Genomic DNA, 13489 nt, shown 5'->3' on the forward strand with positions numbered 1-13489 from the left:
TGTGGGCGACCATCCGGGCTGAACCAGCTGATCTGAAAACCCCATCCCAGACCTGCGGGATCACGTCCAAAGGCGATTAACCAGAGTGGGTTACCAATTCTGTGCCAAGTCTCTTCTTTGGTGTCGGCATTGGTGACACAGTAGACCCCCTCTTGAAATTGAAGGGAGCCGAGTTGGAATGGTTCTTCCTTAAGCTCATAACGCGTTGTATTCATTATGCATTCCTTTCGATGGTCGGGGTTGAACGATCCGGTCTCGCTGGGGTTTGTGACACAGTGACACCTTGACACCGGATTAAATTGGTTGAAGGAGATGCTTCGAAGCACTGGAGGAGCGCCGCTTTGCCGCCAAGGCAGAAGAGGTCATTGAAGTCGGTTATGCCTGGTGAGGTGGGCGGAACAATCAAATGCCCTTGTAACCGATGAGCAGCTGTAGTGGCTTTGGTGAGGCCTGGATTTCCTGGTGTGGCATGATCATTGTCAGCGCACACCCACAGCTTGCTGTTGAAATAGAGGCGGCGAAGGGTGCAGCCAATCTCTAGCAGGTTAGTGGCAGAAAAAGCGACGGCAACTGGCATGCCCAGTTGCTCGAACAGCGTGGCCCCCGTCGCATAGCCTTCACAAAGCAATACGGGGGCACCAGACTTGGGTGAGGGGCCAAGGAGAAGGAATCCACCCTTGATGGGGAGTCCGCGATGAAACCGTTTATTCCCATTCTCATCAATGCTTTGCAAGCTTAATAGCCGAGAGCTGGCATTAAAGACAGGGACTATTAACAGACTACCGAACTGACGTGCACCTGTGCCCGAGATCTGTTTGCGTGCAAGGTAAGCGTGCTGGAAAGGGGGTTCTGCCGCACCCCAGATCTCTTCAACTTGTTTGCGTGCAGCGGCCTTAATGGGGGCGTTCATGTCATTTTTTGCCCGCTTTGCCTGCTCACGTAACTGGGCGCGGATATAGCTGGGCATAGCCAGCCCGTTTTGATGCCATACAAATTTTGAACCCGTTTTCCACGAGCCAAAGACGGCATGCTGGCCTAACGCATCGACGAACAACCAGCCATTGCATGTGCTTGGGCGGTCCCCTTCGACGTGAAAGCGAAGAATCTGATCAGGAATGGGAGTGAGTGGGCGTGAGGGCGCCACGTCCATGGAGGCCATAAAGGCCTCCAGCGGAAGTTGAGTGCCCATGATTAAACTTCGCCAGTCAGTTTGGCTACCAGAGTATCAATGTCGGTACTGCGCCAACCGACACGACGACCACCCAGGTTATAGCCTTTGGGGTATATCCCCTTTTTGATACCGTCGTACCAAGTGGTCTTGCTAACCGGGATATGCGTTAGGACCTCTTTGAGAGACATCAAACGTCTTGGCTGCTGAGGCGCGACCAGCTGTTGAGCCTCATCGAATCTTTGGGTGGAAACGGGGGTACGCTCAAATCCTTGAATGAAAGCGTTGCGGGCGGTCGTGCGTATCATAGTGAAGCTCCATCTATCAGTTAGTGCGATAACGATCGACAAGGTTCGTTGCGGTTCGTGGAGCACAGTTCACCATGTAGCCCGATCGCTATCGTCCCGGTTTGTAGGTGAAAAAGACCTTTTTTAGTGATGGCCATCACAAATCTGATACTTTCTTGCTCATTGTGGCGAGCACAACACAAGAGCAGAAGCAGCCCGTGATGATGTGAGCGGAGAGAGTGGGTTGGGTAGGGGAATAAGATGGGACTAGGTGAATGCCTGCAGGCATCCACCTCTGACTAAGGTCTCTCCCAAAGGGAGTTCATTCGATGGTAGTTAAGGTGTCTTGATGGTCGTAAAGAGAAGAGCGCCCACGTTTCGCAACGTCTATGTGGTTACTCCACCAGGTCATCATGATCACACGTTGCTCAAAGTAGTCGGAACGATTGTATGCTCGACGGATTTCGTTGCTATCGGAGTGCGATAGGGCAGCTTCAATAGCATCAGCGTTAAAGCCTTGCTCGTTGAGTATGGTGCTCCCCAGTGAGCGAAGCCCGTGTGCGACGAGCCGTCCGCCATACCCTAGCCGTCGTAGCGCAGTATTTGCACTCTGTGCATTAATGTGACTCATCGGGTCACGATAGCCAGGGAACACAAAGGGGCGGTGACCGCTGATTGGCTTCATCAGTTCTAGCAGCGCCAAAGATTGCGGGGTGAGCGGAACACGATGTGGGCGATCCATCTTCATCCGTGCGGCAGGGATGTTCCAGACTCGGGCTTCGAAATCGATCTCATCCCACCGAGTGCCGGCTGATTCACCAGGACGTACCAAAGTATGTAGACTCCACTCTATCTGCATACGTGTAATCTGGTCGATGCGTCCTGTGGCAATGTCAGCCATCAGGAGGGGAAGCTCGGCTGGCAAGAGCGTCGGCATATGCTTCTTGGAGGGCTTCTTAAACACCTTGCGGATGGCAGAGCAGGGGTTTGAGTGGAGTAGGCCGTAGTTCACGCAGTAATCGAACACTTCATTGATTCGCTGGCAGAGCCGGCGAAGCGTCTCCAGCTTGCCGTTAGCCTCGAGAGGCCGGAGCAGCTCAACCACCTGAGGTGCACGGATCTGATGAATGGGGATGTGGCCAATAAAGGGAAGTACATACAACTCGAGCGAGCGCCAAGAGTCTGCGGCGTAGTCTTCCGATACCTCGTTGCGTCGCATCTCCAGCCACTTTTCAGCCATCACCTTAAAGGTATTGGCGTGTGCTTCTTGCTCTTCACGAGCCTTCTGGAGGAGTTCATCCCTATGAGTTTTGGGATCGATGTCCTTCGCTAGCAGTGCACGAGCTTCATCTCGTTTTTCGCGAGCAGCAGCAAGACTCAAGCTTGGATAGGTCCCCAAACCAAGGTTAGAACGGGCCTTGCTAATGGGTTTGTAGTACTTGAACACCCACTGTTTAGAGCCATTGGGGGTGACTCGTAGTTGCAGGCCTTCACCATCGGCCAAGGTGTACTCTTTCTCTTGGGGTTTTGCTGCCCGAACCTTGGCATCACTCAGAATGTCTCGTGCCATATCATACCCTCCTTGATACAAGATGCTTGGTACCAGTGATATTGGTACCAACGGCTCACTGGTACCTCCCATGGTACCAAGGTGGCCGGATTTCGACGAACTCCCTCGAACTTTTACGGACAACAAAAAACCCGCAAGAGCTTACCCCTTGCGGGTTTTCGTACTTCTTCGTTCCCGGCCGGAACATTGTTTGGTGGAGCTGGCGGGAGTTGAACCCGCGTCCAAAATTCCTACATCCTCGGTACTACATGCTTAGTCACTCTTTACATTCGCCAACCCGCTGCGGAGGGACACGCCACGAATTGACTAGCTCGATTGGTTTTAATGCTTCCGCCCCGAGCAGGACTTCCACACGATCCTGTGAAGGATGACCTTCCGATTCCCTAGGACACAGGCAAGCTAGGGTAGAAGGGCTCTAAGCAGGTTATTAAGCTGCTAGTGCGTAGGTTTCGTCGTTTGCGACTATTTTTTTGCGGCTTTTTAGCGAGGCCAACCGCACCTCGGCATGCACCTTGGGTTTCGAGAATCCTGTCGAATCCAAAATCAGCCCCAAGTTGCAGCGATTGTAAGCCCATCGGGGAGGCCGTGGCAAGGCGCTTAGACGAATTGACCGGCAAACGCCGGTCAATCGCAGAAAGTTTGTGCAGACAAGGGGTTAGCCCAGGCGCTTGTTCTTCATGATGCGCGCCTTCTCGCGGTCCCACTCGCGGGCCTTGGTGGCTTCGCGCTTGTCGTGGTCCTTCTTGCCCTTCACCAGGCCGATCTCTACCTTGACCCAGGGGCCCTTCCAGTAAAGAGAGAGCGGCACTATGGTGTAGCCCTGGCGCTCGATGAGGCCGGTGAGGCGGTCGAGCTCGCGGCGGCTCAGCAGCAGCTTGCGCAGACGGGTGGGATCACAGATGACGTGAGTCGAGGCCATCTGCAGCGGCAGGAAGGTGGAGCCAAACAGATAGGCTTCGCCGCGCAGGAAGGTGACATAGGCCTCGCCGATGTTGGCCTTGCCCGCCCGCAGGGATTTCACCTCCCACCCCAGCAGCGAGAGGCCGGCCTCGATCTTCTCCTCGATGAAGTACTCGTGGCGGGCCGTCCGGTTCAGGGCAATCGTGCTGGAGCCGGCTTTGTTTTTACTGTTCTTTTTGGTCATGACGGGCGATTCCGGCAGGTGATAAGGGGTGCCATTATACGTGGCCGCAGGCGGCTGTAAAACGCACAGGGATGCGAGTGACCATTTGTTAGGCAGTGATGACGATGATTTTGTGTGGCTCGGTGATAAAATCACGGCGAAAGGATGAGGAAAAGCCATGCCCCGTATCAATCGAAGTGCGCTGGTGATGTTCAGCGCCGAGCAGATGTTCTCTCTGGTCAATGATGTTCATGCCTATCCCCAGTTTCTGCCGGGGTGTGTCGGCAGCCGGGTTCATGAGCACGGTGACGACTATATGACTGCCTCGGTCGAGGTGGCCAAGGGGGGAATTGCCAAGACCTTTACCACCCGCAACGCCCTGGAGCAGAACCGCCGCATCAGCATGCAGCTGGTGGACGGCCCCTTCAGCAAGCTGGTGGGATGGTGGACCTTTACCCCCCTCGACGTGGATGCCTGCAAGGTGGAATTCGAGCTCGACTTCGAGTTCTCCAACCGGTTGGTCGAGATGGCCTTTGGCAAGGTGTTCCGGGATCTGGTGGGGGCCATGGTGAGCGCCTTCACCACCCGCGCCAAGGAGGTGTACGGTGTCTGAGCAGATCCAGGTTGAAGTCGCCTATGCCCTGCCCGATCGGCAGACCGTCATCGCGTTGCGTCTGGGGGCCGGTGCCACGGCGCGCCAGGCCATAGAGGCGTCGGGCATCTTGGACAAACACCCCGAGATCGATCTCGCGGTCAACAAGATCGGCGTCTACAGCCGTCCCATAAAGGAGTCCGAGCGGTTGCACGATGGCGACCGGGTCGAGATCTATCGCCCTCTCACCGCCGACCCGCGCGAGATGCGCAAGAAACGGGCCGACAAGGCGAAGGAAGAGGGGCGTGCCAACCCCGTCACCGGGGCCAAGCAGGGTTAAAGGCCACAGGAATAGGCTGAGAATGAAACGGGGCGCCACGGCGCCCCGCTCTTTTTCGTCGTGCGAGGATTACCAGAGCTGCAAGCGCTCGTTCTCCACCGTCTCAAGGCCTTCACCGCCGGCGAGGGCCACCATGGCCCGGGCCACCCTGCTCGCCTCGATGGCGCGAAAACGGGTCAGCGGGCCACGCAGCAAGGGGGCGATGAAGGGGTAGAGGCGCTGGCTTATCTGTTCGCCGCGCCGCGGTGGCTGGCGATCCCCGAGCAGCATGCCCGGGCGCACCACCACCAGGCGCTCCCACCCCATGGCCTGCAGGGCCTGCTCCATCTCCCCCTTGGTGCGCGGATAGAGAAACGGCGAGCCGGGGTTGGCGCCCAGGCTCGAGACCACCACCAGACGGCGGCAGCCGTGGCGCTGGGCCAGCCTGGCAAAGGCCAGCACATAGTCGAGATCGACCCGGCGAAAGGCCGCCGCCGAGCCGGCATCGCGGCGCGTGGTGCCGAGGGCGCAGAAGGCGGTGTCGATGGTGACGGGCAGGGTGAGCTGCTCCAGCTGTTCGAAGTCGGTCTCACACCAGTGCAGATGGGGCGCGCTGGCAACAGGGCGGCGACAGGGCAGCCAGAGTTCGGCTTGAGGGGCCAGGCAGGCGACCAGCTCGCGGCCGATCAGCCCGCTGGCACCCGCTATCAGGATCTGCTGCATCACGACTCTCCGGGCATAAAAAACCGGCCAGTGGCCGGTCTTGTCTCGTCAGAGCGGGGTGTTGAAGGTGGCCGGGACGGTAAAGTCGCCGGTCATGGTGGCCAGACGATCGCCGACAAACTTCAGGGTCATCTCCTTGCGCTCCTTGTCGCCACGGCCCGGCTGGAACTCATAGAGGTAGTGCCAGGTGTCGTGATCGAAGGCATCTTTCAGCATGGGGGAGCCCAGGACATAGACCACCTGCTCGCGGGTCATCCCCTGGCGCAGCTTGTCTACCTGTTTTTGCTCCACATAGTTGCCCTGGGGAATATCGATGCGATAGACCAGGCTGCAACCGGAAAGGGTTAGGGCGGCCAGGGCCGCGGCCATCAAGAGTTTCATCCGCATAGCGAGTTCAGATCATCCATACCGTCTTATGAGCTCGGCACATCATACCGGCACCCATGCCGGAAGTAAAAAGGAGGGCTCTGTGGCCCTCCTGACTTTTCAATGCGTTGGCGCCCGGTTTACATGGCGGCGCGGAAAATCGCCTTGATCTCGTCGTGGCTCGCCTGTTTCGGGTTGGTCAGGCCGCAGGCATCTTTCAGGGCATTGGTGGCCAGCACGTCGAAGTCGTCAGCCTTGACGCCGAGCTGCTCCAGACCGGCCGGGATCTGGACATCACGGGCCAGGGCCTTGATGGCGTCGATGGCGGCGGCGGCACCCTGCTCGTCGTTCATGGCGCTCACGTCCACGCCCATGAAGCGGGCCACGTCCTTGAGACGGCCGGCGCACACCTGGGCGTTGTAGGCCTGAACGTGGGGCAGCAGCACGGCGTTGCACACCCCGTGCGGCAGGTCATAGAAGCCGCCGAGCTGGTGGGCCATGGCGTGCACGTAGCCGAGGCTGGCGTTGTTGAAGGCCATGCCGGCGAGGAACTGGGCATAGGCCATCTGCTCGCGAGCGTGCAGATCGTCACCGTGGCTCACGGCGCGGCGCAGGTGCTTGGCGATGAGCTCGATCGCCATGATGGCGCTGGCATCGGTGACCGGGGTGGCGATGGTGGAGACATAGGCCTCGACCGCGTGGGTCAGGGCATCCATACCGGTGGCGGCGGTCAGACCGGCCGGCTTGGCCAGCATCAGCTCGGGATCGTTGACCGACATCAGGGGGGTGACGTGCTTGTCGACGATGGCCATCTTCACGTGACGAGATTCGTCGGTGATGATGCAGAAACGGGTCATCTCGGAGGCGGTGCCGGCGGTGGTGTTGATGGCGATCAGCGGCAGCTGCGGCTTGGCGGAGCGATCCACCCCTTCGTAGTCCTTGATGTTGCCGCCGTTGGTGGCCACCAGGGCGATCCCCTTGGCGCAGTCGTGAGGCGAGCCGCCGCCGAGTGAGATAACGAAGTCGCACTGCTGCGCCTTGAGCAGGGCCAGGCCGGCTTCGACGTTGGTGACGGTCGGGTTGGGCTTGGTCTCATCGAAGATGACGCTCTCGACACCCCGCTCGGCCAGCAGGGCGCTGACCTTGGCGACGACCCCGATCTGGTTGAGGATCTTGTCGGTGACGATCAGGGCCTTCTTATAGCCATAGCCCTGGATATCGGCGGCGGCGGTAGTCAGGCTGCCGGCACCCATCAGGTTGATGGCGGGGATGTAGAATTTGAATGCTGCCATGTTTCATTGCTCCGTTTTTTTAATACTAAAGGGGTACTTTCCTGGGCTCACTCTAGCCAAGGTCACCGCCCTTTGAGAAGCCATATGAGTATTCATTTTGCTACTTTATGGCGGCGATCACGATGCGAAAAACCTTATCCTTCCCAGGGTTGACAGCGAGGGGGAAATAGCGTGGCGACGTCGAAACGTTTTTCAATAAATTCATTATGTTAGCAAACGTTTTGCGCGGAATTTTCCAGATTATTCGTGCAGAAATGTGAGGATCTTCAAGGAAATGGCCGTTGGGATGGACCATAGTTGGCGCTCCCCGAAATGGGGGGAAAGATGGCTTCAAAAGCACCTTATAACACTGCGCCTGCCAGAGCTGGCGGTGGCGATCAGGAGTTCGATATGTCTGATGTATTTCACCTGGGTTTGAAGAAAGCGGATCTGCAAGGCGCCACCCTGGCTATCGTGCCGGGCGACCCGGAGCGTGTGAAGCGTATCGCCGAGCTGATGGACAATCCTGTGCTGCTGGCCAGCCACCGTGAATTCACCACCTGGCGCGCCGAAATGGACGGCAAGGCAGTCATCGTCTGCTCCACCGGCATCGGCGGCCCGTCTACCTCTATCGCCGTGGAAGAGCTGGCCCAGCTGGGGATCCGCACCTTCCTGCGTATCGGTACCACAGGCGCCATCCAGCCGCACCTGAACGTGGGCGACGTCATCGTCACCACAGGCTCTGTGCGCCTCGACGGTGCCAGCCTGCACTTCGCCCCGATGGAATTCCCGGCCGTGGCCGATTTTGAGTGCACCACCGCCCTGGTTGAGACCGCCAAGGAGCTGGGCTCCAAGCTGCACGTGGGCATCACCGCCTCTTCCGATACCTTCTACCCGGGTCAGGAGCGTTACGACACCTTCTCCGGCCGCGTAGTACAGCGCTTCCAGGGCTCCATGAAGGAGTGGCAGTCCATGGGCGTGCTCAACTTCGAAATGGAATCCGCCACCCTGCTGACCATGTGTTCCAGCCAGGGGCTGCGTGCGGGCATGGTGGCCGGTGTCATCGTGAACCGTACCCAACAGGAAATCCCGAACGCCGAAACCATGGCGAAGACCGAATCTGATGCCATCAAGATCGTGCTGGGCGCTGCCCGCAAGCTGATCTGATAGCACCACAACGAGTGGGGGGTGGGGGCCGCTGCGAAAGCACGGTCCCCATCTTTTTTTGTGGGGCCGGTGAAGTGTGAGCCGGTTGCCGGAAGGCAGCGAACGGGGCTGCTAGGATAGGCGTTTTTCCAGTAGTAAGGAGAAACCCATGGCGCAGCCCATCATCATCGACTGCGATCCCGGCCACGACGACGCGATCGCCCTCATCCTGGCCCTCGCCAGCCCCGACCTCAAGGTGCTGGCCGTCACCACCAGCGCCGGCAATCAGACGCCGGACAAGACCCTCAACAACGCCCTGCGCATCCTCACCCTGCTGGGGCGCACCCATATTCCCGTCGCCGGCGGCGCGCCCAAGCCCTTGCTGCGCGATCTCATCATCGCCGACAACGTGCATGGGGAGTCCGGGTTGGACGGCCCGGCGCTGCCCGAGCCCGCCTTCGCCCCGCAGTCACTGACCGCCGTCGAGTTGATGGCCGAGACCCTGCGCGGCAGCACCGAGCCGGTGACCCTGGTGCCGACCGGCCCGCTCACCAACGTGGCCCTGCTGCTGGCCGCGCACCCCGAGCTCAAGCCCAGGATCGCCCGCATCGTGCTGATGGGCGGCAGCGCCGGCCCCGGCAACTGGACGCCGGCGGCCGAGTTCAACATCTATGTGGATCCCGAGGCGGCCGAGCTGGTGTTCCAATCCGGTGTACCCATCACCATGTGCGGGCTCGATGTGACCCATGAGGCCCAGGTGATGGACGAGGACATAGAGCGCATCCGCGCTATCGGCAACCCGGTGGCCCGCACCGTGGCCGAGCTGCTCGATTTTTTCATGATCTACCATAGAGATCCCAAGTGGGGCTTCGCCGGTGCCCCGTTGCACGACCCTTGCACCATCGCCTGGCTGCTGCGCCCGAGCCTCTTTCACGGCATCGACTGCCGGGTCGGCATCGAGACCCGTGGCGAGTACACTGTGGGCATGACGGTGGTGGATCGCTACGGCCTGTCGGGGATGACCCCCAACGCCACCGTATTGTTGGGGGTGGATCGTCCGGGCTTTATCGATCTGCTGGTGGAGCAACTGCACGCCTATGACTAGGGAGTAGAGGATGCGCGGGAATCTGGGGTGGCTGCTGGCCGCCCTTGCTCTGGGGGGCTGCTCGTCCCCCTTCGAGCGAATGTGGAGTGGGTTGGAGCAGTGCCGTTTCGATGGCCTCTATCTCGACCCCGAGAGCGGCGAGCCGGGCAATTTGGCGCTGGCCCGCTATCGCCCCTGGAAGGTGGAGGAGGGGCTCGCCTGGTTTCGGGTCGACGAGCACTATCGCGACATCCCGGTGAGTGGCTTCGTGGTGCCGGCCTCCAGCTTCGACGTGCACCTGCTGTTCATCCCGCTCCCCCTCGAGGAGGCGCGGCGCCAGTTTAGGCATTACGTCGGCAACGACTTTTCGGACGTGCGTCCCTACCGGGATGGCTCGGCCCCGCTGCTCACCCGCAATCGTGAGGATCTCGAGACCAGCGTGCTCGACTGCACCCGCCCCGAGGAAGACGATGAGGATCAATGAGGCCTCGCCCCTGGCGGCCCTGATGGGGCGCTTTCCTCACGCGGGCCGGCTCGAGCTCATCGCCCTGCGTCCGGCGCGTGGCGCCCCGGTTGTGCTGGTTGAGCAGGCCCGGCTGCAGCCGGGCAAGGGGCTGGAAGGGGATCGCTTCGCGGGCAGGGAGCAGAGCAAACGGCAGGTGACCCTGATCCAGGCCGAGCATCTGGCCGTGGTCGCGGGCTTGCTGCAATTGCCCGGGCTGGCTCCGCTCGGCAGCACCCTCTTCCTGGAGGAGATGGCGGCGCGCGTTAGACGCAACCTGGTGGTGAGTGGCATCAACCTGCTCGCCCTCAAGGGGCGCACCTTTCGCCTCGGTGAGGCGCTACTGGAATACACGGGACCGTGCGAGCCCTGTTCGAAGATGGAGCTTGCCCTTGGCCCCGGCGGCTACAACGCCCTGCGCGGGCACGGCGGCATCACGGCGCGGGTGTTGGAGGGCGGGGCCATAGTGCGCGGGGCGACGCTTATCCCGCTACCCTGACCCGCTCTGACACGGGCTCGTGACAGATCTGGATATCCACCGGCAGCTTGTAAAGCAGCAGGCGCGCCAGGGAGCCCTCCATCCAATGGTGCCGGCTGCCGACCAGCAGCAGTTCGCAGGGGTGGGTGGCCAGCCAGGCCGCCAGATCCCGAACCACGTCATCGACGACCAGGCACTGGTAATCGACCGGGTGGGAGAGGGTGGCGACCAGGGCGCTGACCCAGGCCTTGGCCTCGACCTCGGCGTGGGCGCTGCGCTCTGCATCGGGCAGCTCGATATGCTCGTTTCGCACCTGGCTGCTGTGGGTCAGGTGCAGCAGTGTCAGCGGGCTGTCCATGGCCCGGGAGAGGCGGCTCGCCTTGGCCAGGGTCTCGCGTTCGTACGCCTTTCCTTCCAGCAGCAATACAATACCGTTTTTCATCGCTCTCTCCTTCCTGTGAGGCTCGGCACTCACTGTGCCAGTCATCGATGAATCCCTCATGAAGCTAGCGCCGCAGCGCTAGCAGCACCACGCCCCCCGAGATGAGGGCCAGAGCGAGCCACTCCCTGAGTTGCGGCCGCTCACCGAGCAAGAGCACGGCGAGCAGGGTGACCAGCACCAGGCTCAGCTTGTCGACCGGGGCCACCTGATAGAGCTGGCCCACCTTGAGGGCGCGGAAATAACAGAGCCAGGAGGCGCCGGTGGCCATTCCCGAGAGGATGAGAAAGATCCAGGTTCGCCCCGTCAGCGTGCCGGCCTCCCCCCACTTGCCGGCCGCCAGCAGTGCCAGGAGTGGCTGCAGGATCAGGGTGCGGATCAGGGTGGCGAGATCCGGGTCCACCTCCTGTAGCCCCAGCTTGGCGCAGATGGCGGTGAGGGCGGCGAAGAGAGCCGATAGCAGGGCCCAGGGGAGCCAGTCCGGTGTCGGCATGGGATGCTCCAGCGTCAGGCGTCGTTCCCTGAGTGTAGGCGAGAGGGCCGCCGCCGCGGCCCCCGGTCGTCAGGCGGGATACTGGTTGCGCAGGCGTGGATCGTCGCTCAGGTACTCGACAAACTCCACTTCTATGCCGTCCGGGTCGATGAAATAGACGTTGCGCCGTCCCGAGTCGGGCGCACCCTGGCTGCTGATGGGGTAACCGGCGCAGGTCATGCGGGTGACCAGGGTGTCGAGGTTGCTGGTGACGAAGGCAAAATGAGCCAGACCCGGCTGGTGGCCGGCCAGATCGCGGCTGCGCCCCTCGCCATCGTCGTTCAGGGTCAGGTACTGATAGTCGTCGCCGTAGTGCAGCCAGCGGCGCGCCTTGCCATGCCAGCTGCCCTCGCCGCCGCCGCGCACCCGCCACTGGGGAAACGCGGTGCGATAGAAGGCGAGGCTGCGGTCCAGATCGGTGACCACCAGATTGAGATGCTCGAGATGAATCATGGGATGCTCCTTGGTTGAATAGACTCGGGTTCACATGCCGTAGGGATAAGGGTCCCGATAGTGGCGTAGCGGCAGTAGCAGCTCGCTGTAGCGCGCCAGCAGGGCGAGACTCTCGTCGATGCGACGGCGCAGGGACCGCTCGCGTTCACTCTGTGCCGACTCTGGCTGCGGATGCAGGACCGAACCGACCCTGCGGACGATGAGGTGGGCGGGAATAAAGAGCAGCTTGTTGTTCTTGTTGCTGCTTTGCAGCTCAGGGATGGGATAGACGCCGTGGATGCCGCTCGAGACGCTCACCAGCAGGGTTGGCTTATGGCCAACCAGAGGGACATCAGCATTCATCAGCCACTGCTTGAGCAGTGGAGAGGCCATGCCATTCCATTCCGGAGAGATCAGGATGAAGGCATCGCTCTGGGCCAGCCGGGGGACCATCGCCTGCCAGGCCTCTCCCTTGCTTGCTTCATCCTCTCCATCCCAGAAGGGGATGGGATCCCGGGCGAGATCGATCCGCTCAATGTCGTGAAACCCGACCGCCTGCTCGGCTAAATACCGTGCGACACGGGCACTCTGGGCCTCTTGTCGCGGACTGCCATTGATGATGGTGAGCCTCATAATAAATAAACCAAAATGTTGTTAAATTGTTTTTGTAATGTATTTGCTTTATTTAAATGGCGCAAGATAAAGTAAACAAAAAAGTTTACTTAACCTCGTCGGCGGCCATAATAGGCCGACAAGGGGGAGTGAGACGATGAAGAGCACAGAGCGGATCCTGGCGCTGCTCAAGCAGCAGGGACCCATGACGGCGGCGGCGCTGGCCGCTCAGTTGGAGATGACCTCAATGGGGGCGCGTCAGCATCTGCAGGCGCTGGAGGCCGGCGGCATGCTCAGCTTCGAGGATCGCAGCGAAGGGCGCGGCAGGCCTGCGCGTTACTGGCGACTCACCGAGCAGGCGCAGCCCCATTTCGGGGATCGCCATGAGGAGCTAACCCTGAAGCTGATCGACTCGGTACGGGTCATCTTCGGCGAGCAGGGGATGGAGGCCTTGATTGCCCACCGCGAGGCGACCAGTGAGGCGAACTATCGGGCGGCACTGGCCGGCGCCACGACCCTTGCCGAACGACTGGCTCGGTTGGCCGAAGAGCGCAGCCGTGAGGGCTATATGGCCGAGGTGATGCAAGAGGGGGAAACCTGGTGGTTGCTCGAGAACCACTGCCCCATCTGCGCCGCCGCCAGCCACTGTCAGAATTTCTGCCGCTCCGAGTTGGCGCTCTTCAGCAGTCTGTTGGGGGAGGGGGTGACTGTGGTGCGAGAGGAGCACATCCTGGCCGGAGCGCGCCGCTGCGCCTACCGGATCGAAGCGACCGTCTGACGGTCAAGGGGCCTTCAGGCCCCTGTCTTTTATGCCCTTCACCGCCGGTGAGGGGGGGCCGATTATC

19 protein-coding genes and 1 other RNA gene are annotated in these 13489 nt (G+C 60.7%); 7 read left to right on the forward strand and 13 right to left on the reverse strand.

What is annotated here, in order from left to right:
• From BN1121_RS20095 to smpB, 6 genes are all read right to left on the reverse strand, one after another.
• Positions 1-215, reverse strand: a 215-nt coding sequence (locus tag BN1121_RS20095) for a hypothetical protein (protein WP_043596918.1), incomplete at its 3' end; no start/stop codon positions are given.
• The gene (locus BN1121_RS00145; RefSeq protein ID WP_231552975.1) at positions 215-1189 is read right to left on the reverse strand and encodes a toprim domain-containing protein; all 975 of its coding nucleotides are present in this window, start codon (positions 1187-1189) and stop codon (positions 215-217) included. The genes BN1121_RS20095 and BN1121_RS00145, both read right to left, overlap by 1 nt.
• A 2-nt stretch (positions 1190-1191) precedes the next feature.
• The gene (locus BN1121_RS00150) at positions 1192-1476 is read right to left on the reverse strand and encodes a helix-turn-helix transcriptional regulator (protein WP_005357239.1); all 285 of its coding nucleotides are present in this window, start codon (positions 1474-1476) and stop codon (positions 1192-1194) included.
• Between the two features lie 301 nt (positions 1477-1777).
• The gene (locus BN1121_RS00155) at positions 1778-3025 is read right to left on the reverse strand and encodes an integrase domain-containing protein (protein ID WP_005357238.1); all 1248 of its coding nucleotides are present in this window, start codon (positions 3023-3025) and stop codon (positions 1778-1780) included.
• 191 nt (positions 3026-3216) lie between these two features.
• Positions 3217-3576: a transfer-messenger RNA gene (ssrA, locus tag BN1121_RS19080) on the reverse strand.
• Positions 3577-3680: 104 nt separating this feature from the next.
• Positions 3681-4169 carry an SsrA-binding protein SmpB gene (smpB, locus tag BN1121_RS00160; RefSeq protein WP_005357236.1) on the reverse strand — a complete coding sequence of 163 codons (489 nt, stop codon included), beginning with the start codon at positions 4167-4169 and terminating at the stop codon, positions 3681-3683.
• A gap of 157 nt (positions 4170-4326) precedes the next feature.
• Here smpB and BN1121_RS00165 point away from each other — a divergent pair, with 157 nt between their 5' ends.
• Together BN1121_RS00165 and BN1121_RS00170 are read left to right on the forward strand one after the other, a co-directional pair.
• Positions 4327-4761 carry an SRPBCC family protein gene (locus tag BN1121_RS00165; protein WP_005357234.1) on the forward strand — a complete coding sequence of 145 codons (435 nt, stop codon included), beginning with the start codon at positions 4327-4329 and terminating at the stop codon, positions 4759-4761.
• The gene (locus tag BN1121_RS00170) at positions 4754-5080 is read left to right on the forward strand and encodes an RnfH family protein (RefSeq protein ID WP_005357232.1); all 327 of its coding nucleotides are present in this window, start codon (positions 4754-4756) and stop codon (positions 5078-5080) included. Before BN1121_RS00165 ends, BN1121_RS00170 begins: the two co-directional genes overlap by 8 nt.
• Positions 5081-5149: 69 nt before the next feature.
• On the opposite strand, the gene BN1121_RS00175 is transcribed toward BN1121_RS00170, so the two are convergent.
• The 3 genes from BN1121_RS00175 to yiaY form a co-directional block, all read right to left on the reverse strand.
• Complete coding sequence (locus BN1121_RS00175) at positions 5150-5782, reverse strand: NAD-dependent epimerase/dehydratase family protein (RefSeq protein ID WP_005357231.1); 633 nt, start codon at positions 5780-5782, stop codon at positions 5150-5152.
• A gap of 48 nt (positions 5783-5830) precedes the next feature.
• Entirely contained in the window at positions 5831-6169 is a 339-nt protein-coding gene (locus BN1121_RS00180) for an outer membrane protein assembly factor BamE (protein WP_043157909.1), read from the reverse strand.
• Between the two features lie 119 nt (positions 6170-6288).
• Complete coding sequence (yiaY, locus tag BN1121_RS00185; RefSeq protein ID WP_005357228.1) at positions 6289-7440, reverse strand: L-threonine dehydrogenase; 1152 nt, start codon at positions 7438-7440, stop codon at positions 6289-6291.
• Positions 7441-7830: 390 nt separating this feature from the next.
• Between yiaY and udp the strand changes: the two genes are divergently transcribed.
• The 4 genes from udp to BN1121_RS00205 all read left to right on the forward strand — a co-directional run bounded on the left by udp (position 7831) and on the right by BN1121_RS00205 (position 10650).
• Positions 7831-8586: a uridine phosphorylase gene (gene udp / locus BN1121_RS00190; protein WP_005357225.1), complete on the forward strand. Its 756-nt coding sequence runs from the start codon at positions 7831-7833 to the stop codon at positions 8584-8586.
• A 148-nt stretch (positions 8587-8734) separates the two neighbouring features.
• A complete protein-coding gene (gene rihA / locus BN1121_RS00195; protein WP_005357223.1) occupies positions 8735-9670 on the forward strand; it encodes a pyrimidine-specific ribonucleoside hydrolase RihA in 936 nt (311 codons plus the stop codon).
• A 10-nt stretch (positions 9671-9680) separates the two neighbouring features.
• A complete protein-coding gene (locus BN1121_RS00200) occupies positions 9681-10133 on the forward strand; it encodes a hypothetical protein (protein WP_005357219.1) in 453 nt (150 codons plus the stop codon).
• On the forward strand, positions 10120-10650 hold the full coding sequence (locus BN1121_RS00205; protein ID WP_005357218.1) for an MOSC domain-containing protein: 531 nt from the start codon (positions 10120-10122) through the stop codon (positions 10648-10650). Before BN1121_RS00200 ends, BN1121_RS00205 begins: the two co-directional genes overlap by 14 nt.
• Here BN1121_RS00205 and BN1121_RS00210 read toward each other — a convergent pair.
• From BN1121_RS00210 to BN1121_RS00225, 4 genes are all read right to left on the reverse strand, one after another.
• Positions 10634-11071 (reverse strand): universal stress protein, encoded by a 438-nt coding sequence (locus BN1121_RS00210; RefSeq protein ID WP_005357215.1) that lies wholly within the window; start codon positions 11069-11071, stop codon positions 10634-10636. The genes BN1121_RS00205 and BN1121_RS00210 overlap by 17 nt on opposite strands.
• 64 nt (positions 11072-11135) lie before the next feature.
• Entirely contained in the window at positions 11136-11561 is a 426-nt protein-coding gene (locus BN1121_RS00215) for an EamA family transporter (RefSeq protein ID WP_005357212.1), read from the reverse strand.
• A 69-nt stretch (positions 11562-11630) separates the two neighbouring features.
• Positions 11631-12053: a VOC family protein gene (locus BN1121_RS00220; RefSeq protein WP_005357210.1), complete on the reverse strand. Its 423-nt coding sequence runs from the start codon at positions 12051-12053 to the stop codon at positions 11631-11633.
• 30 nt (positions 12054-12083) lie between these two features.
• Positions 12084-12665 carry an NAD(P)H-dependent oxidoreductase gene (locus BN1121_RS00225; RefSeq protein WP_005357206.1) on the reverse strand — a complete coding sequence of 194 codons (582 nt, stop codon included), beginning with the start codon at positions 12663-12665 and terminating at the stop codon, positions 12084-12086.
• Between the two features lie 136 nt (positions 12666-12801).
• Between BN1121_RS00225 and BN1121_RS00230 the strand changes: the two genes are divergently transcribed.
• Positions 12802-13422: a helix-turn-helix transcriptional regulator gene (locus tag BN1121_RS00230; protein ID WP_005357204.1), complete on the forward strand. Its 621-nt coding sequence runs from the start codon at positions 12802-12804 to the stop codon at positions 13420-13422.
• The last annotated feature ends 67 nt before the right edge of the window (positions 13423-13489 follow it).

Origin of the sequence: Aeromonas diversa CDC 2478-85 (genome assembly GCF_000819805.1) — a bacterium.
GTDB lineage: Bacteria > Pseudomonadota > Gammaproteobacteria > Enterobacterales > Aeromonadaceae > Aeromonas > Aeromonas diversa.

Bases quoted from the DNA above. Each gene is read 5' to 3' on its own strand.
- rihA (WP_005357223.1), top strand. From the start codon at position 8,735: ATGGCGCAGCCCATCATCATCGACTGCGATCCCGGCCACGACGACGCG.
- smpB (WP_005357236.1), bottom strand. From the start codon at position 4,169: ATGACCAAAAAGAACAGTAAAAACAAAGCCGGCTCCAGCACGATTGCC.
- BN1121_RS00175 (WP_005357231.1), bottom strand. From the start codon at position 5,782: ATGCAGCAGATCCTGATAGCGGGTGCCAGCGGGCTGATCGGCCGCGAG.
- BN1121_RS00205 (WP_005357218.1), top strand. From the start codon at position 10,120: ATGAGGATCAATGAGGCCTCGCCCCTGGCGGCCCTGATGGGGCGCTTT.
- BN1121_RS00145 (WP_231552975.1), bottom strand. From the start codon at position 1,189: ATGGGCACTCAACTTCCGCTGGAGGCCTTTATGGCCTCCATGGACGTG.
- BN1121_RS00150 (WP_005357239.1), bottom strand. From the start codon at position 1,476: ATGATACGCACGACCGCCCGCAACGCTTTCATTCAAGGATTTGAGCGT.
- yiaY (WP_005357228.1), bottom strand. From the start codon at position 7,440: ATGGCAGCATTCAAATTCTACATCCCCGCCATCAACCTGATGGGTGCC.
- BN1121_RS00220 (WP_005357210.1), bottom strand. From the start codon at position 12,053: ATGATTCATCTCGAGCATCTCAATCTGGTGGTCACCGATCTGGACCGC.
- BN1121_RS00215 (WP_005357212.1), bottom strand. From the start codon at position 11,561: ATGCCGACACCGGACTGGCTCCCCTGGGCCCTGCTATCGGCTCTCTTC.
- BN1121_RS00165 (WP_005357234.1), top strand. From the start codon at position 4,327: ATGCCCCGTATCAATCGAAGTGCGCTGGTGATGTTCAGCGCCGAGCAG.
- BN1121_RS00230 (WP_005357204.1), top strand. From the start codon at position 12,802: ATGAAGAGCACAGAGCGGATCCTGGCGCTGCTCAAGCAGCAGGGACCC.
- BN1121_RS00210 (WP_005357215.1), bottom strand. From the start codon at position 11,071: ATGAAAAACGGTATTGTATTGCTGCTGGAAGGAAAGGCGTACGAACGC.
- udp (WP_005357225.1), top strand. From the start codon at position 7,831: ATGTCTGATGTATTTCACCTGGGTTTGAAGAAAGCGGATCTGCAAGGC.
- BN1121_RS00200 (WP_005357219.1), top strand. From the start codon at position 9,681: ATGCGCGGGAATCTGGGGTGGCTGCTGGCCGCCCTTGCTCTGGGGGGC.
- BN1121_RS00225 (WP_005357206.1), bottom strand. From the start codon at position 12,665: ATGAGGCTCACCATCATCAATGGCAGTCCGCGACAAGAGGCCCAGAGT.
- BN1121_RS00155 (WP_005357238.1), bottom strand. From the start codon at position 3,025: ATGGCACGAGACATTCTGAGTGATGCCAAGGTTCGGGCAGCAAAACCC.
- BN1121_RS00180 (WP_043157909.1), bottom strand. From the start codon at position 6,169: ATGCGGATGAAACTCTTGATGGCCGCGGCCCTGGCCGCCCTAACCCTT.